Origin of the sequence: Curtobacterium sp. LFS084, from assembly GCF_047977705.1 — a bacterium.
In the GTDB taxonomy this organism is placed as follows: Bacteria; Actinomycetota; Actinomycetes; order Actinomycetales; family Microbacteriaceae; genus Curtobacterium.
The window spans coordinates 34,776-50,772 of the sequence record NZ_JBFPFM010000024.1; the positions used below are offsets into that span (position 1 = coordinate 34,776).

The following is a 15,997-nucleotide window of genomic DNA, read 5'->3' on the forward strand; positions in this document are numbered from 1 at the left end:
CCGCCCGGAGGCCCCGGCGTCAGACGGGCTCGCGGATCGTGGTCTCGACGTCGACGACCTGCGGGATGCGCGGCATCGACGCGAACCCGAACGCCACCGGCGGGTCGAGCGGCGCGAGCTCCCCGAGGGGCTCCCCCGCCCAGGTCCCCCGCACGCCCGTGACGTCGTGCGCCCCGGTCACGCCGTAGTACTCGCGCCGCCCGTTGCCCGCCGAGCCCGCGGTGCCCGATCCGGGCGCGACGAGCCGCGCGACCGGGTCGATCGCGGCGAGCCACCGGGGGTCGCGGGCGACCGGCTTCGGGACGATGCGCAGGATGCGCCCGAGCGGCGAGATGCCACCGACGTCGATCGAGGCCTCGAGGGCGCCGGCGGCGAGCTCGAGGCCCCTCGCGGTCCGACGTGCCGAGACGTCGACGACCGAGACGGTGTCGAAGCGGTAGGTGCCGGAGACGTAGGCGGCCACGATCTCGTCGGGCGCGAGCAGCACCGACGAGCCGTCGGGGAGCTCGAGGAAGACGTCCGTGAAGGCACCGAACGGCGAGCGTTCCCACATGCCGACCACGATGCGGACCCCGGAGGTCGTCCCGACGCCCATGATCCGACCACGGAACCGACGTTCGAGGGCAGCGGGGCGTGACGTCATGCCCTGGACCGTACCCGGCGACCCCGTGAGGGGCGCGGATGCGGCGAGCCGCGCCTCCCGGCCACCGCAGAGGCAGCCGAGCGCACCACCGGAGCACGGCCGGCTGCACCGCCGACCCGGGGCCGGCGACGCCGCGCGCTACGCGACCGGAACCGGCTCCGCGAGCAGCTCCCGCACCCGCGGCGCGACCTGCGTGCCGTACAGCTCGATCGACCGCATCATGTCGTCGTGCGGCAGGCGACCCGTCGCGTACCGCATGTCGAACCGCGAGACGCCGAGGATCCGCATGTTCCGCGCGATCTTCCGGGCGACCGTCTCCGGCGACCCGACGTAGAGCGAGCCGCCGGCCGAGAGCCCGGCCCGGTAGCCGGCGACGTCGAGGGGCGGCCAGCCGCGCTCCCGGCCGAGCTGGTCGGTGACGGCCTTGTGGTAGGGCCAGTAGCGCTCGGCGGCCTCCTCGTCGGTGGCGGCGATGAACCCGGGCGAGTGCATGGCGATCGGCTGCTGCGGCAGGTCGAGCTGCGCGAGCGCCTGGCGGTAGAGGCGCGAGAACGGGGCGAACTGCGCGGGCTGCCCACCGATGATCGCGAGGAACAGCGGCAGGCCGTACGACGCCGCACGGATGACGGACTGCGGGGAGCCGCCCACGCCGACCCAGGTCGGGATGGGGCCGTGCTCGAGCTTCGGGAAGACGTCCTGGTCGGTGAGCGATGCGCGCTTCGTGCCGGACCACGTGACCTTGTCGCCGCCGCGCAGGGCGGCCCAGAGCTGGAGCTTCTCCTCGAAGAGGACCTCGTAGTCACGCAGCTCGTAGCCGAACAGCGGGAAGGACTCGGTGAAGGAGCCGCGGCCGAGGATGACCTCGGCACGGCCGTCCGAGATCGCGTCGACGGTGGCGAAGCGCTCGTAGACCCGGACCGGGTCGTCGCTCGACAGCACCGTCACGGCCGAGCCGAGCCGGATCGTGCGGGTCGACGCAGCGATCGCGGCGAGGACGACCTCGGGCGCGCTCACGATGAAGTCGGCGCGGTGGTGCTCGCCCACGCCGATGAAGTCGATGCCGACCTGGTCGGCGAGGACGGCCTGCGCGACGACGTCGCGGATGCTCTGCGCGTCGGACTTGACGCTGCCGTCGGGGAGTTCGGTGACGTCGCCGAACGTGTCGAGGCCGAGCTGCACGGGGCCGATCCGCTCGGGTGCGGGCGGCGGCACGTCCGAGGGGCGGTCGGTGCCGAATGCGTTGCTCATGCTGTCCTCCTGATCACGACCGGCCTGGGCGGCCGGCGATGGACCGCGACCGACCGGTGGTGACCGGCTGGTCGGCATTTCCATGCGTTTGTATGAATCTACCACGCGCGCACCGGATCCGCACCTCCCGGCGAGTACGGTCGCGGGCATGCCCCAGATCCCCGACCAGACCGGCCGCCGCATCGTCGTCACCGGCGCGAACAGCGGAACCGGCAAGGAGACCGCCACGCGCCTCGCCGCAGCCGGGGCCTCGGTCGTCCTGGCCGTCCGCTCGACGGAGAAGGGTGACCGTGCCGCGGCCGACATCCGCGCCGCACACCCCGGCGCCGACGTCGAGGTGCGCGAGCTCGACCTCGCCGACCTCGCGAGCGTCCGACGCTTCGCCGCGGGCATCGTGGCGGACGAGCGGGCCCTCGACGTCCTCGTGAACAACGCCGGCGTGATGGCCCCGCCGAAGCGGTTCGAGACGGTGGACGGCTTCGAGCTGCAGTTCGGCACGAACTTCCTCGGCCCGTTCGCCCTGACGAACCTGCTGCTGCCCTCGATGCTCCGGTCCCCCGACGCCCGTGTCGCGACGATGTCGAGCCTCGCCGCGATCCCCGGCCGGATCCGGTTCGACGACCTGCAGTGGGAGCGCGGGTACAACGGCTGGCGTGCCTACTCGCAGTCGAAGCTCGCCGACCTGCTGCTGGCGCTGCACCTGCACCGGATCTCGGTCGAGCTGGACTGGCCGCTCGTGAGCACCGCCGCGCACCCCGGGTACACCCGGACGAACCTGCAGTCGGCCGGTCGGTCACTCGGCCGCTCGAAGCCCGTCCGGTCCAGCGACCGCGCGCTGCCCTTCACGCAGGGCGTCGAGCAGGGCTCCGAACCGCTGCTGTACGCAGCGGTCGGGCCGAACGCGGTCGGCGGCGCCTACTACGGACCGTCCGGTCCCTTCGGCCTGGTCGGTCCGACGACCACGGCGTCGATCCCCGGATCGGCGCGGAGCGCGGACCTCGCCCGGTCACTCTGGGCGGTCGCCGAGGACCTCACCGGCACGACGCCGCCGGTCTGACCGGCTCGACGCCGTCGGTCTGACCGGCGGATCGGGCGGGCATGGCGACACCGCGCACGTCCCGCCCGTCGGGTGGGCCCGGAGGCGCGGCGCACCCCCGCCCGTCGGGCGTCACAACCGCACGTGGTCGCGTCCGAGGGCGGCGGTCACCGCCGCCGCGATCGCGCGCTGGCCGCGCGCGGTCGGGTGCACGTCGTCCGACTGCATCCAGTCGGCGTGCCCCCGGAGCGGCTGGCCGACGTCGACGAAGGTGCCGCCCGTCCGCCGCACCGCGGACCCGAGTGCCGCGGACACCGCCGCGAGCTGTGCCGGTGGCGCCTCGTCCGACCAGATCGCGCTGAGACCGACGATGCGCGCTCGCGGCATCGTCCGGTGCGCGTCCGCGACGAGCTGTGCGGTGGCCCCGTCGAGCACGTCGTCGTCCTGCCCGAGGTCGTTCGAGCTCGCCTGCAGCACGACGACGACGGGGTCCAGCGCGGCCGCCCGGTCGAGGAGCTCGTCGTACGTCGCGGCGCACTGGTCGTCCCCCTCGACGAGCACTCCGGCGCCGTCGCACCCGAGGTCGGTGAGCCGCAGGTGGTCCCGCGTCGCGATGAGCTCCGGCCACGCCAGGCCCGCCGCCAGCCCGTGCCCGCGGGTGATCGAGTCCCCGATGACCACGACGCGTGACGGGACGCCGGCCGTGCCGGCGAGCGCCACCATCGTCGTGACGTCCGGCGAGCAGGCGGTCAGCACCAGCGCCGCCACGACGGCCGTCCCCGCGGCGAGGACGCGTCGGACGATCGGGGGCACGCTGCGACGGTAGGACCGTCGGCTGTGGCGCACCCGTCACCCGGGTGCGCGTCCGGACAGCTTCCGCCCGACGCCCGACGCCTGACGCCCGACGACCGCGGCCCAGCCCCGGCCCTGCCGGGCCCAGCGGCGTCAGAAGCGCACGTGGTCCCGTGCGAACGCGGCCGTCACCGCCGCGGCGATGGCCTGCTGTCCCCGCGCGGTCGGGTGGACGTCGTCGGACTGCATCCACGTCGGGTGTCCACGGAGCGGCTCGCCGATGTCGACGTAGGTGCCGCCGTCCCGGGCGAGCGCGTGCCGGAGCGCTGCCGAGATCGACGCGAGCTGGGTGGGCGGGGCGTCCTGGTCCCAGATCGCGCTGAGCCCGATGAGCCGCGCGTGCGGGAGTCGGCGGTGCACGTCCTCGACGACCCGGTCGGTCGCGCTCCGGACCTCGGCGGTGTCGAGCCCGAGGTCGTTCGAGCTGGCCTGCAGGACGACGACCTCGGGCCGGAGGTCGACGGCGCGCTTCACGAGCGTCGCGTAGGCGCTCGCGCAGTCGTCGTCGTCTCCGATCGCGGCGACGCCGGCGCCGTCGCAGGACAGGTTCGTGAGCGACCACCCCTGCCGGTCGGCGACGAGTGCCGGCCACGCCTCGGCCGTCGTCAGCCCGTGGCCGCCGGTGATCGAGTCGCCGATGACCACGACGCCGGTCCCGGCCGCGTCGTCCCACGGGGTGCTGGACGCCTCGGACGGTGCGGTTGCGCCGACCGCGCTCGACGGGCTGGCGGCACACGCGCCGAGCGCGAGCACGACGACGGTGGCGGCGAGCACGGCGAGCACGGTCCGGGTTCCGGTGGTCACGAACGGTGACGGTACGCGCACGGACCAAGGCCGGTGGCACGATCGCGCTGCGGGTGCGCTCAGGCGCGGTGCGCTCCGGAGGGACGGGCCGAGCGCTCAGGCGCGGTGCGCTCCTGAGGGACGGGCCGAGCGATCAGGCGCGGTGGAGCTCGACCGAACCGTCGAGGCGCCCCGGCTCGGTGAGCCGGGCGTGCTGCAGCACCGTGCGCGCGGGTCCGACGGCCGCCGCGACGATCGACAGCGTCGCGACGTGTCCGTCGTGCTCGTGCGCGTCCCGGAGGATCGCGTCCGGATCGTCCGCGGGCAGCGCGGCCGACTCGGCGAGCAGGCCGAACCAGCCGCTCCACCCGTCACCGGCGTCGACCCCGGCGTCGGCCGTCCGCAGTTCGTCGAGGGGGCCGAGCACCGGCGGTCCGACCGGCGCGTCCACGGCGCGGAAGGCCTCGAGCCAGCGCTCGATGCGCGGCGCCCGGTTGTCGTCCGGCTCGCCGTGCGTCACCATGTGCACGCCGGGGCCGAGCACGGTCGTCCGGACCTCGGTGCCGTCCCACGTCGTGACCTCGGCGCCGTCCGAGGTCGCACGGACGAGGTTGAAGGCCCGGGTCGTCGGCACCGTGCCGTCGTGTCGCGGCAGCACCCCGGCGACGGCGTCGAGCGGGACGACCCCGCGGGTGGTCCAGGTACCGTCGGCGCTCGCGACCGGTTCACCGCGGTTGAGCACCACGGCCAGCCCGGCCGCGTCGGAGGCCGCGAGCCACGCGCCGCCGGCCGAACGGTCGCGGACGCCGCGGATCGACGGGTCGCGGTCGGGCCACCAGGCGGCGGGCGGGTCCCACGGTCGCTCGGGTGACTCGTCGCGCAGGGCGAGCATGGTGACGGGCCACGCGGACCCGGGCTCGACGCGGACGACGACGGTGCACATGGGATCGATCCTCGCACGACACCCCGGGTAGCGTGACCGGTGTGAACGCAGCAGCAGAGCGCCGTCTGACCGTCGTCGTCGGGATCACCGGGGGCATCGCCGCGTACAAGGCCGTCGGGGTGGTCCGCGACCTGGTCAAGCGGGGCCACGACGTGCACGTCGTCCCGACCGAGGGGGCCCTGCGGTTCGTGGGGCTCCCCACCCTCGAGGCGCTGAGCCGCAACCCGGTGACCACGAGCGTCTTCGACGACGTCGCCGAGGTGCGCCACGTCGCGCTCGGCCGCCGGGCGGACCTCGTGGTGGTCGCCCCGGCCACCGCCGACGCCCTCGCCCGGATGGCCGCGGGGCTCGCCGGGGACCTGCTCGGCACCACGCTGCTCGCGACCGAGGCTCCCGTCGTGGTCGCACCCGCGATGCACCCGCAGATGTGGGAGCACCCGGCGACCCGCGCGAACGTGGCGACCCTGCGCGACCGTGGCGTCCACCTCGTCGGCCCGGTCGTCGGGGCGCTGACCGGCGACGACGCGGGGATCGGCCGGATGGCGGAGCCCGAGGACATCGTCACCGAGGCGCTCGCGGTGCTCGACGACCGCGCGGGCACCGACCGAGCGGGCACCGACCGAGCGGGCACCGAGCGGGCGGGCACCGACCGCGCAGGCGCCGAGCGGGCGGGCACCACCGGGGTCGCCGGGACCGGAGCCCGTGGCGAGCTCGGTGACCTCGCGGGCGTCCGCGTCGTCGTCAGCGCAGGCGGCACCCGCGAGCCGTTCGACCCGGTCCGGTTCGTCGGCAACCGGTCGAGCGGTCGGCAGGGCATCGCGATCGCGGCCGACGCGGCCCGGCGCGGCGCCGAGGTGACGCTGGTGAGCGCGAACGTCGAGGCGTCGCTCACCGCCGGGCTCGACGTGCGGGTCGTCGCCGTCGGGTCCGCGCTGGAACTCGCGGACGCGATGCACGCGGCAGCCGCCGAGGCCGACGTCGTCGTGATGACGGCGGCGGTCGCCGACTACCGTCCCCGCGAGGTGCGCGCTGAGAAGCTCAAGAAGGAGGCGCAGGGCGAGACCATGACGCTCGAGCTGGTGAAGAACCCCGACGTGCTGGCGGACCTCGTCGCGGCCCGCCGTACCGGGCAGATCATCGTCGGGTTCGCCGCCGAGACCGAACCGGACCGTGACGCCCGCATCGCGCTCGGACGGGCGAAGATCGCCCGCAAGCCGGCGGACCTGCTCGTGGTGAACCACGTCGGCTGGTCGTCGGGGTTCGAACGCGAGGAGAACGCCATCGAGGTGCTCGTCCCCGGCGGCGACGTGGTGCGCGAGGCGTCCGGCAGCAAGGCCGAGGTGGCCGCGGTCGTCCTCGACCTCGTCGCGACTGCCCTGACCTGAGCCCCGCACGCACCCGAGCCCCGCACGCACCTGAGCCCCGCACCGTCCCACACCGCGCCACCTGAGCGATCTCCGTGCGTGCCGGGCGCCGCACGGGGCAGCATGGGCCCATGCGACGACGCGAGCGCGCACGACGCGCCACCCGGACCGCCACCCTCCTCGCCGTCGTGCTGGGCGGGGCCGGCGTCACCCACTTCCTGCGACCGCGGGGCTACGACCGGATCGTCCCGGACGCCCTCCCGCCCCGGTTGACCACGCTGGCCTCCGGTGCCGCCGAGCTCGGGATCGCCGCCGGCCTGGTGGTCCCGGCCACACGCCGCGCCGCAGGGTGGGCTGCGGCGGCGCTGTTCCTGGCGGTCTTCCCCGCGAACGTGAAGATGGCGAACGACCTGCTGGACAGCCCGCGGTCGACGCGGGCGATGCGGCTCGTCTCGGTGCTCCGCCTGCCGCTGCAGGCTCCGCTCGTCGCCTGGGCCGTGCGCGTCGGCCGGCACGCGCCGCGGCGGTGACCGGGGCTGCGGCGGACCGCGCCGCCGGCCCGCTGCTGCACCGGCCGGTGACGGTGCACGCGTGGGAGGACGTCGTCTTCGCGCACTGGCGCCACGACCCCGCGTCGCTCGAGCGCCTGGTGCCGCGCGGGACCCGTCCCGACGTCGTGGACGGGAGCGCGTGGGTGGGCCTGACGGCGTACGTCTTCCGCGAGACCCGGGTGCCGCCGTTCCCGCCGTCGGGTCGGCTCGGCACGATGACCGAGGTGACGGTCGAGGTGCTGACCGTCGACGACCTCGGCCGCCACGGCGTCGCGTACCGGACGGTCGACACCGCGAACGTGCCGGCCATCGTCGCCGCACACGCGCTGCTCGGTGTGCCGTACACGTTCGCGCACGCACGGGCACGACGACGCGGCGACACCCTGTCGTACCGCTCGGTGCGGCACCCGGCGCGGTCCCTGCATCCCGTCCGGTGGCTGCGGGCACGGCACGGCACGACGGGCGGGGACGGTGCGGTGCGCTCGGGGGACGCGGTGCGACCGGGAGGCGCGGTGCGGCCCCGGCACGATGCCACCGTCCGGGTCGTGGCCGGCGAGGTCGTCGACGACCGGCTCGCGACGGAGCTCACGACGCGGCAGGGCATCCATGCCCGACACCTCGCGCAGACGATCTTCTGGCAGCGACAGCACCCGCCCCTGACGATCCGGTCGGCGCGGCTCGAGCGCCTCGCCGGCGACCTGCCGGACGCGGTCGGGGTGCCGGGGCTGCTCGGCCGCGATCCGGACTCGCTCCTCGTCGTGGACGGCACCACCGTCCGCTACGCGTGGGGCGACGTGGTGCGGTGAGCGAGGACCCGCACGACCTCGAGCGGTTCGTCCGCGCCCAGCAGGGGGTGTTCGACACCGCCGTCGCCGAGCTCGGCCACGGCCGGAAGTCCTCGCACTGGATGTGGTTCGTGTTCCCGCAGCTCACCGGCCTCGGCCGCTCGCCCACCGCCCAGCAGTACGCGCTCGACGACCTCGGTGAAGCCCGGGCGTACCTCGCCCACCCCGTCCTCGGCCCCCGGCTGCTCGAGGCGTCCGCCGCTGCCCTGGCAGCACCGGCACGGTCGGTCGACGAGCTGTTCGGCGGTGTCGACGCAATGAAACTCCGGTCGTCGATGACCCTCTTCGCCGAGGCCGCGACGGACCCCCGGCCGTTCCGGGCGGTCCTCGACCGGTGGTTCGGCGGGACCGCGGACCCGGTGACGCTCCGGCTGCTCCGACCCCACGACTGACCCGCTCCGGGCCGGGCGGGACACCGTTCACATATCAGGTACGGTGAACGGTGCGCCCGCACCCACCGGTGCCGAGCAACCGACCCGATGCCCCGATCCCGGAGGAACCCGCATGCCGGTCCCCAGCAGTGCACCCACCGAGCACCAGCTGCTCCGCGACACCGTCCGGCTGAAGATCCACGCCGCGATCATGGACGGCACGCTGGAGCCCGGCGAGCGACTGAACGACGACGAGCTCATCGCCTGGCTCGGCGTCTCCCGCACCCCGATCCGCGAGGCCCTGAGCCAGCTCGCCCGCGCCGGCCTCATCGAGATGGCACCGAACCGGTACACCCGCGTCACCACCCCGAACCCGGCCGAGGTGGTCGAGGCGCTGCAGACCCTCGGCGTCCTGTTCGGCGGGGTCGTCCGACTCGCGGTCCCGCGGCTCGGTGCGGGCGCGAAGAAGAAGATCCTCGCGCAGCTCGACGCCACGATCGCGGACTACGAGGCGCACGACGTCGCTGCGGTGAACCGTGACGCCCTCGCCGTGTTCGCCCGCTACGTCGAGGAGTGCGGCAACGAGAACCTCCAGCGCGTCTGCCGGGACACCATGGACGGTCTCGCGTTCCGCCTGCGTCTGCCGAACCTCGACGAACTCGTCGACTGGGACCGGATGACGGCGGACTTCCGACGACTGCGCGAGGCCACGGCGTCCGGCGACAACATCGAGGCCGAGCTCGCGACCGAGGCCATCCACCTGCTGCCGGGCGAGAAGCGCTGACCTCGCCTGAGTCCCCGTACAGGAACACGCCCGTCCCGCACTCGCGAGGCGGGCGTGACCCGTTCCGGACGGTCCGTGCCGGAGCCTCGCCCAGCCGCTCGTCGCTCCCAGTCACACGGCCCGGCGAGCCGGTAGCATCGCCCCGACCACCCCGTCGACCGCCACGGAGCACCGCATGAGCCACCGTCAGCCGGACCGCACCGAGATCGCCTCGCGCCTCGCCGCCGCGGTCGGCCGGATCAACCGACGGGCCCGGTCCGACTCGGCCGCGCTCGGGTACGGCATCGTGTCCGCGCTCGCGACGATCCAACGCGAGGGACCCCTGCGCCCCGGCGACCTGTCGCGGATCGAGGTCGTCACGAAGCCGACCATGACCCGCATCCTCACCGAGCTGGAGCAGCGCGGGTTCATCGAGCGCGAGGCCGACCCGCGGGACGGTCGCGCCTTCATGGTGACGGCCACACCAGAGGGTGCCGCGGCGGTCGAACAGGCACGGTCCACGCGCACCGGCATCGTCGCCGAGCTCATCGCCGACCTCCCCGAGGCGGACGTCGACGCCATCGCCGCCGCACTCGACGCACTCGAGCGCGTGGCCCAGGGCGAGCGCACCCAGGAAGCTCACACCTCGGCTCCGTGATCCGGTCGTTACCGAACCGTTACCAACGGGTGGACGGACGGTTCTGCCAGCCAAACTGGACGCTGTGCCCAGCAACACCGGTCATCGTGGCGGCTTCGCCCAGCGGCGGCCACCCCCACGGCCGCACGTCGGCGGACGGACGGGCCCCACACCACCGTCCGGTCCTCCCCCGGCTCGCGAGCCCCTGACGACGGACGTGGACTCGTCCACCCCTGCGCGCTCCCCCATCCCCCGCACGCAGCGTCACGCGGCACGCACCCCAGAGTCGGCCGACCACCGGAACCGATGACAGGACGCAACACCGACCTCCCGACCACCACGGCCTCGACCAGACGTGAGGCCCTGAACTCCCCCACTCGGCGACTCCGTCGTGCGCTCCGCCGCCCCACCACGCTCATCGTGGGCGGAGCCGCCGTCCTCGCCGTCGCCGGAGGCATCGCCACCGTCGGCACGCAGCCCGCGATCGGCGAGGCCCTCGGCATGCCGACCGCCAGCGCCACCGCGGCACCGGCCCTCGCCGGCACCGCCCTCGACCGGGCGCAGGCCGCAGCGACCATCGCCACGGCCGAGACGGTCGTCGACGCGGCGAACGACAAGACGGACACCGCGACGCTCGAGCGCCGGATCGACGCACTCGACGACTACCGGTCGCTCTCCGGCGCCGCGCTCACCTCGCGGATCTCCTCGACGGTCGACGCCACCACCGAGGTCGCGGACGCCAGCGCCGTGCAGGACAAGCGCGACGCCGACGCGAAGACCGCCGCGGCCGCCGCCGCGAAGCGCGCCGCAGCCGAACGTGCCGCCGCAGCCGAGGCCGCTCGGAAGCAGGCGGCCGCGAACACGGTCGCCGGTGCGAAGGCGACCGCGAGCTCGATGGCCTCGTCGAAGTACGGCTGGGGTGCCGACCAGTTCCGGTGCCTCGACAACCTCTGGACCAAGGAGTCCGGCTGGAACTACCAGGCCGTGAACGCGAACGGCGGGGCGACCGGCATCCCGCAGGCGCTCCCCGGCTCGAAGATGGCGACGATCGCCTCGGACTGGCAGACGAACGCGACCACCCAGATCACCTGGGGGCTGCAGTACATCAACGACGCGTACGGCACGCCCTGCGCCGCGTGGGCGCACTCGCAGGCGTCGAACTTCTACTGAGTCGACGCGCTGCACCGACGATGAACGACCCCGGGTCCTGCACCCGGGGTCGTTCGTCGTGTAGGCATGCGCACGTGACCACCATCGGACTCCGCCGCATGGCGCCGCGCGACCCCACCGAGGACCACCGCGCCGCCAGTCCCCTCGAGCTCCTCTTCGACCTCGTCTTCGTGGTCGCGGTCGGGTTCGCCGCGACGAACCTGCACGAGATCGAGGTCGAGGGGCACGTCTCGTCCGCCGTCCTCGCGTACGCGTTCGTCTTCTTCGCCATCTGGTGGGCGTGGATCAACTTCACCTGGTTCGCGACCTCGTTCGACACCGACGACTGGCTCTACCGGGTGATGACGTTCGTGCAGATGGCGGGGGTGCTCGTGCTCGCCGCCGGGGTGCACGCCGTGATGGTCGAGGGGTCGACCACGATCGTGGTGCTCGGGTACGTCGTCATGCGGCTCGCGCTGGTCGGGCAGTGGCTCCGGGTCGCCGTCTCGTCGCCGCGGTTCCGGCGGACGGCGCTCCGGTACGCGGCGGGGATCGTCGTGGTCCAGGTGCTCTGGGTGCTCGCCCTCCTCCTGCCCGACGACGTCGCGCTCGGCGTGGTCCCGGTGCTCGTCCTGCTCGAGGTCCTCGTCCCGCCGTTCGCCGAGGCCGGCGCGCAGACGACCCCGTGGCACACCCGGCACATCGCCGAGCGGTACTCGCTGTTCACGCTCATCGTCCTCGGCGAGGGGCTCGTCGCGTCGGCGAACGCGGTCATCGACGGCATCGCGCACGCCGACCACCTCGGCTCGCTGCTGGTCCTGGCCGCGTGCGGGCTCGTGATCGTCGCCGGACTGTGGTGGATCTACTTCTCCCGCGAGCAGCACGACCGCATCCGCTCCCTGCCGACCGCGCTCGTGTTCGGCTACGGCCACTACCTCGTCTTCGCCGCGGCCGGAGCGCTCCCCGCGGGCATCGAGGTCGCGGTGAGCGCGGACGCGGGCGAGGCCGACCTGTCGCACGCGACCGTCGCCGCGACGATCGCGGTGCCGGTCGCCCTGTTCGTGCTGTCGATCTGGGCGTTGGCGCTCCGCCCGTCGCTCAGCCTCCGGTGGAACGTCGTCGTCGTGGTCCTCGCCGTCGCGGTGCTCGCGAGCATCGCCGTCCCGGCGGCGTCCCTCGTGACGACGGCCGTGCTCGTCGCCGCGGTGGTCGTCGTCCTCGAGGTGGCCGACCGTCGGCCGTGACCCGACGCCGGACCCGCGGGTCCGTGCCGTGGACGGCACCCACTGCAGGACGGGAGGCGCGGTGCGGGCCCGCACCGTGCCTCCCGTCCCTCAGGAGGGAACGTCAGCCGACGCGCGCGATCCGCACGTCGACGCGGCTGAGCGGCAGGCCGTGCGCGGTCGCGGCGTCGAGCGCCGCGAGGTGCGCCGCACGCGCGGTCTCCGGGGCCGGCACGGAACCGTCGGTGCCGATCACGACGCGGAGCACGTCGTCGTCGAGGACCACGTGCGCGACCGAGGCGCGGGACGCGAGGCGCTTCGCCGCGTCGACCGCGCTGCCGAGCGTCGGGCGTGCGCGGTACAGCTCGGCGACCCCGGGGACAGCGAGGACGGCGGCCTCGATCTCGGCGAAGGTCTCGTCCTGGGTGCTCATGCTCGGTCCTCCTCGGCGTCGTCGTCCGGCTCGTCGGTCGAGGGTGGCAGGAGGTCCCGCACCACGACGTCCACGGACGCCACGACGAGGTCCGTCTCGGTCGCGAGGACCTCGGCGACGGTCTCGCGGATGTCCGACGCCACCCGCTGGATCGTCGACCCGGCGCGGACCGCGATCTCGACGACGACCCGGACCGGCGCGCCGAGCTCGGTGACGTCCCCCTCGAGCGTGCAGCGTGCGATGAGGGCGTCGGGCACCGCGTCGCCGGCGGTGCGCACGAGGGAGCGGATGGCCCCCTCGGTCATCACGGGACGCTCGGTGGGCGCCACCGGACGGAGCGGGACGTCGCGCCCGGCGCGGGCCTCGAGCGAGATGTTGGCGAGCACGCCGCTGATCCACGACTCGTCGGCCGGGGCCTCCTGTTCGGCCGCGGCCTCGAGCGAGCCGAGCGACGACTGCCGGAGCCGCACGATGGCCGCGAGGGCGTTCTGGCACGCGGCGGAGTGGTCGATGCTCGGGTCGGCCGGGTGCATCCCGGCGTCGAGGTAGTCGGCCAGCTCGTCGATCGTGTGGCCGTCGAGGTCGTCGGGTTCGAGGGAGTCGAGTCGGACGGGATCGGATTCGGTCATCGCCATCCCTCCATGAGACGGATCATGTTCTTGCGCGCCCGGGACAGCAGGCCGCGGACGGTCGAGGGCGGGAGGTCCAGTTCCTCCGCGATCGCTTCGTACGAGTACTCGAGCACTTCCTTCATCAGCCACGTCCGCCGTTGCGCCTCGGGGAGTTCCGCGAGCGCGGTCTCGACCGCTTCCTCGCGGGAACGGGCCTCGGCCACGCGGTCCGGAGCGTCGTCCGACGGCGCCTCGACCTCGAGCTCGGTCACGTCGTCGTGGAAACGACGGGCCCGGATGCGGTCGATGCACTTCCGGCTGAGGATGCGCATGAGCCACGCCTTGACCCGGGCGCCGTCCTCCAGCGTGTCGAGCTGGTTCCAGGCGGTGATGAACGTCTCCTGCACGACGTCGTCGAGTTCGTCGGTCGACCCGAGGGTCCGTCGCGCGTAGGCGCGGAGCAGCGGCGTGTGCCGTCGGATGAGGACCTCGAACGCCCGGACGTCGCCGTCGGCCGATCGACCGGCGAGGACGCCGTCGTCGAGGTCGGTGAGGGGCTGGTGGGGCACGGTCTCCTTCTACCGGTGCGGGGTCGGGGATTCCTGTGTGTGCAGGACCTTCATCGGTCCGACGGGTCGCGCCGCCAGCGATCGGATGCGGACCTGCGCCAGGACGTGCTCGTCCCCGACACGGACGGGTGCCGGACGCACGGCGTGCGCCGGGTGGGCAGCGGGTGCGGTTCGGGTCATGGTGGGTTCCTCCATCGGTGTCGTCCACCGATGGGACGGGGCGGACACCCGGATCGTCACACTTCTCCGCACACGAGAACTGCGGCAGGCTTGTGGGCATGTCCCTCGTCACCGCCGTCTGCCGCGTCGACCGCCTGCTGCCGGACTCCGGGACCATCGGCGTGACCGCGATCGACAAGCGTCCCGTCGACGGCCCCGTCCGGATCCGCCCGCTCGGGTTGTACGCCGACGTGCAGGCGGACCGGAAGCACCACGGCGGCGCGGACCAGGCGGTGTACGCCTACGCGGACGAGGACGCGGCGTACTTCGCCGACCTCCTCGACCGCGACGTGCCGCCGGGGCTGTTCGGTGAGAACCTGCGCACCTCGGGCATCGACGTCACCGGCGCCGTCACCGGTGAGCGCTGGCGGATCGGCGAGACCCTCGAGCTCGAGGTCACGATCCCGCGCATCCCCTGCGGCACCTTCGCGCGCCGGATGCGCGTGGACAAGTGGGTGAAGCGGTTCACGGAGGAGGGCCGACCGGGCGCGTACCTCCGCGTGGTGCGGTCCGGGCCGGTGTCCGCCGGTGACCCCGTCGTCGTCACCCGTCGGCCCGACCACGGCGTCACGATCGGCCAGCTCTTCCGGGGGCTGACGCCCGAGCAGGCCGAGGCGGTGCTGGCGTCCGGACACGGTCCGGGGCCCGGCGGCCCGAGGACGGGTGGGCTCGCACCGAAGGTCGTCCGCGAGGCGTCGAAGGTCCTCGCGCGGACGACCGCCTGAGCGGAGCGCCGACCGTCAGCCCTGCTGCGCGCGGCGCACGGGGTCGATCGGGCGCTTCGCCGCGGGGAGCTTCGCCACGACGAGGTCGTACGCGTTGCCGACGAGGTCCTCGACGAGGGTCTCGTCGATGCCGTCGCCCGGCGACAGCGTGATCCAGTGCTCCTTGTTCATGTGCCACCCGGGGGTGATCTCGGCGTGGTCGCGCACCAGGGCGGCGCCGTGCGGTGGCGCGCACTTGAGATTGACGATCGGGACGTCCCGGAGGACGGACGTCATCACGAACATCTTCCCGACGACCTTGTAGACCAAGGCGCCCTCGCCGAAGGGCTGGGTCTCCACCACCGCGGGCAGCCCCATCGCGGTGCGGATCGCGACCTCGTGCAGCATCTCGCCGTCCATGCGCCCCAGCATGCCCCGGACCGCCGACGGCGCGCCTCGGACCGGGCTCGCTGTCGACGCACCTCGGACCGGTCTCGCCGTCGACGCGCCTCGGACTGGGGTACCCGGTGCCGCCATCCTCGAACTATCCTCAGTCCGTGCACATCACCCGAACCCTGAGCATCGCCGCCGCCACCGCCGTCCTCGCCGCGACCGCCGTCGTCGGCGGCACCTCGACCGCCGAGGCCGCCCCCACCGTCTACAAGAACTGCACCGCGGTGCAGAAGGTCTACTCGGGCGGGATCGCCAAGAAGTCCGTCACGAAGAACCGGGTGACCTCGGCCGGCAAGGTGACGTACCGCGCGCTCAAGGGCACCGTGAAGAAGGACGACGCGCTGTACGCGGCGAACAAGAAGCTCGACCGCGACGCCGACGGGATCGCCTGCGAGAAGAGCTGACGCAGCGCGGTCGCGCCGCCGCGGCCGCGCGCCGCGCGCTGCGCGCCGCGCTCCCCGCGACGCCGAGACTCGGCCCCGGGGGGCCAGTGGCCGGGGCCGGTGCCCGGCCTGGGGGCCCCCCGGCGGGCTGCGGCGGCGCGGGGGGCCCCCCCCGCGGGGCGCGGGGGGGGGGGGCGCGGGCGGGCGGGGGGGGGGG

The 15,997-nt window shown here is 74.1% G+C and carries 21 protein-coding genes; 11 read left to right on the forward strand and 10 right to left on the reverse strand.

All coding sequences use genetic code 11. The features are described from left to right. Nucleotides 1-19: 19 nt before the first annotated feature. Nucleotides 20-643 carry a hypothetical protein gene (locus ACNQOV_RS12765; RefSeq protein ID WP_416394863.1) on the reverse strand — a complete coding sequence of 208 codons (624 nt, stop codon included), beginning with the start codon at nucleotides 641-643 and terminating at the stop codon, nucleotides 20-22. 138 nt (nucleotides 644-781) lie between these two features. After that, the gene (locus ACNQOV_RS12770; RefSeq protein WP_416394866.1) at nucleotides 782-1,891 is read right to left on the reverse strand and encodes an LLM class flavin-dependent oxidoreductase; all 1,110 of its coding nucleotides are present in this window, start codon (nucleotides 1,889-1,891) and stop codon (nucleotides 782-784) included. A 148-nt stretch (nucleotides 1,892-2,039) separates the two neighbouring features. Between ACNQOV_RS12770 and ACNQOV_RS12775 the strand changes: the two genes are divergently transcribed. Further along, nucleotides 2,040-2,948 (forward strand): SDR family oxidoreductase, encoded by a 909-nt coding sequence (locus tag ACNQOV_RS12775; protein WP_416394868.1) that lies wholly within the window; start codon nucleotides 2,040-2,042, stop codon nucleotides 2,946-2,948. Between the two features lie 111 nt (nucleotides 2,949-3,059). On the opposite strand, the gene ACNQOV_RS12780 is transcribed toward ACNQOV_RS12775, so the two are convergent. The 3 genes from ACNQOV_RS12780 to ACNQOV_RS12790 form a co-directional block, all read right to left on the reverse strand. Further along, the gene (locus ACNQOV_RS12780; protein ID WP_416394870.1) at nucleotides 3,060-3,740 is read right to left on the reverse strand and encodes an SGNH/GDSL hydrolase family protein; all 681 of its coding nucleotides are present in this window, start codon (nucleotides 3,738-3,740) and stop codon (nucleotides 3,060-3,062) included. A 132-nt stretch (nucleotides 3,741-3,872) separates the two neighbouring features. Then, nucleotides 3,873-4,583, reverse strand: coding sequence for an SGNH/GDSL hydrolase family protein (locus tag ACNQOV_RS12785; RefSeq protein ID WP_416394872.1), 711 nt, complete (start codon nucleotides 4,581-4,583; stop codon nucleotides 3,873-3,875). A 133-nt stretch (nucleotides 4,584-4,716) separates the two neighbouring features. Further along, a complete protein-coding gene (locus tag ACNQOV_RS12790) occupies nucleotides 4,717-5,505 on the reverse strand; it encodes an NRDE family protein (RefSeq protein WP_416394874.1) in 789 nt (262 codons plus the stop codon). 65 nt (nucleotides 5,506-5,570) lie between these two features. Between ACNQOV_RS12790 and ACNQOV_RS12795 the strand changes: the two genes are divergently transcribed. The 8 genes from ACNQOV_RS12795 to ACNQOV_RS12830 all read left to right on the forward strand — a co-directional run bounded on the left by ACNQOV_RS12795 (nucleotide 5,571) and on the right by ACNQOV_RS12830 (nucleotide 12,429). Then, nucleotides 5,571-6,890: a bifunctional phosphopantothenoylcysteine decarboxylase/phosphopantothenate synthase gene (locus tag ACNQOV_RS12795; protein WP_416394894.1), complete on the forward strand. Its 1,320-nt coding sequence runs from the start codon at nucleotides 5,571-5,573 to the stop codon at nucleotides 6,888-6,890. 110 nt (nucleotides 6,891-7,000) lie between these two features. Beyond that, a complete protein-coding gene (locus ACNQOV_RS12800; RefSeq protein ID WP_402269145.1) occupies nucleotides 7,001-7,399 on the forward strand; it encodes a hypothetical protein in 399 nt (132 codons plus the stop codon). Then, nucleotides 7,396-8,226 carry a YqjF family protein gene (locus tag ACNQOV_RS12805; protein ID WP_416394877.1) on the forward strand — a complete coding sequence of 277 codons (831 nt, stop codon included), beginning with the start codon at nucleotides 7,396-7,398 and terminating at the stop codon, nucleotides 8,224-8,226. Before ACNQOV_RS12800 ends, ACNQOV_RS12805 begins: the two co-directional genes overlap by 4 nt. Then, nucleotides 8,223-8,657 (forward strand): DUF1810 domain-containing protein, encoded by a 435-nt coding sequence (locus ACNQOV_RS12810; protein ID WP_022907141.1) that lies wholly within the window; start codon nucleotides 8,223-8,225, stop codon nucleotides 8,655-8,657. Before ACNQOV_RS12805 ends, ACNQOV_RS12810 begins: the two co-directional genes overlap by 4 nt. A gap of 112 nt (nucleotides 8,658-8,769) precedes the next feature. Then, on the forward strand, nucleotides 8,770-9,420 hold the full coding sequence (locus ACNQOV_RS12815) for a GntR family transcriptional regulator (RefSeq protein WP_402269141.1): 651 nt from the start codon (nucleotides 8,770-8,772) through the stop codon (nucleotides 9,418-9,420). A 175-nt stretch (nucleotides 9,421-9,595) separates the two neighbouring features. After that, complete coding sequence (locus ACNQOV_RS12820) at nucleotides 9,596-10,057, forward strand: MarR family winged helix-turn-helix transcriptional regulator (protein WP_022907139.1); 462 nt, start codon at nucleotides 9,596-9,598, stop codon at nucleotides 10,055-10,057. Nucleotides 10,058-10,342: 285 nt separating this feature from the next. Beyond that, nucleotides 10,343-11,206: a phospholipase gene (locus ACNQOV_RS12825; RefSeq protein ID WP_416394880.1), complete on the forward strand. Its 864-nt coding sequence runs from the start codon at nucleotides 10,343-10,345 to the stop codon at nucleotides 11,204-11,206. A gap of 74 nt (nucleotides 11,207-11,280) precedes the next feature. After that, nucleotides 11,281-12,429 (forward strand): low temperature requirement protein A, encoded by a 1,149-nt coding sequence (locus ACNQOV_RS12830; RefSeq protein ID WP_022907137.1) that lies wholly within the window; start codon nucleotides 11,281-11,283, stop codon nucleotides 12,427-12,429. A gap of 103 nt (nucleotides 12,430-12,532) precedes the next feature. Here ACNQOV_RS12830 and ACNQOV_RS12835 read toward each other — a convergent pair whose 3' ends face one another. From ACNQOV_RS12835 to ACNQOV_RS12850, 4 genes are read right to left on the reverse strand one after another with little or no spacing between them, the layout of a single operon-like run. Then, entirely contained in the window at nucleotides 12,533-12,841 is a 309-nt protein-coding gene (locus tag ACNQOV_RS12835) for a hypothetical protein (protein ID WP_022907136.1), read from the reverse strand. Continuing rightward, the gene (locus tag ACNQOV_RS12840; protein ID WP_416394882.1) at nucleotides 12,838-13,470 is read right to left on the reverse strand and encodes a hypothetical protein; all 633 of its coding nucleotides are present in this window, start codon (nucleotides 13,468-13,470) and stop codon (nucleotides 12,838-12,840) included. The genes ACNQOV_RS12835 and ACNQOV_RS12840 overlap by 4 nt, the downstream gene beginning before the upstream one ends. Further along, entirely contained in the window at nucleotides 13,467-14,021 is a 555-nt protein-coding gene (locus tag ACNQOV_RS12845) for an RNA polymerase sigma factor (protein ID WP_416394884.1), read from the reverse strand. Before ACNQOV_RS12845 ends, ACNQOV_RS12840 begins: the two co-directional genes overlap by 4 nt. 9 nt (nucleotides 14,022-14,030) lie before the next feature. Next, entirely contained in the window at nucleotides 14,031-14,201 is a 171-nt protein-coding gene (locus ACNQOV_RS12850) for a hypothetical protein (RefSeq protein ID WP_416394886.1), read from the reverse strand. Nucleotides 14,202-14,299: 98 nt separating this feature from the next. On the opposite strand from ACNQOV_RS12850, the gene ACNQOV_RS12855 reads away from it, so the two are divergent. Next, entirely contained in the window at nucleotides 14,300-14,965 is a 666-nt protein-coding gene (locus tag ACNQOV_RS12855; RefSeq protein WP_416394888.1) for an MOSC domain-containing protein, read from the forward strand. A gap of 15 nt (nucleotides 14,966-14,980) precedes the next feature. Here the strand turns inward: ACNQOV_RS12855 and ACNQOV_RS12860 are convergent, their stop codons facing one another. Continuing rightward, complete coding sequence (locus ACNQOV_RS12860; protein ID WP_416394890.1) at nucleotides 14,981-15,364, reverse strand: MmcQ/YjbR family DNA-binding protein; 384 nt, start codon at nucleotides 15,362-15,364, stop codon at nucleotides 14,981-14,983. A 137-nt stretch (nucleotides 15,365-15,501) separates the two neighbouring features. Here ACNQOV_RS12860 and ACNQOV_RS12865 point away from each other — a divergent pair, with 137 nt between their 5' ends. Beyond that, nucleotides 15,502-15,801 (forward strand): excalibur calcium-binding domain-containing protein, encoded by a 300-nt coding sequence (locus ACNQOV_RS12865; RefSeq protein ID WP_022907130.1) that lies wholly within the window; start codon nucleotides 15,502-15,504, stop codon nucleotides 15,799-15,801. Nucleotides 15,802-15,997 lie beyond the last annotated feature (196 nt).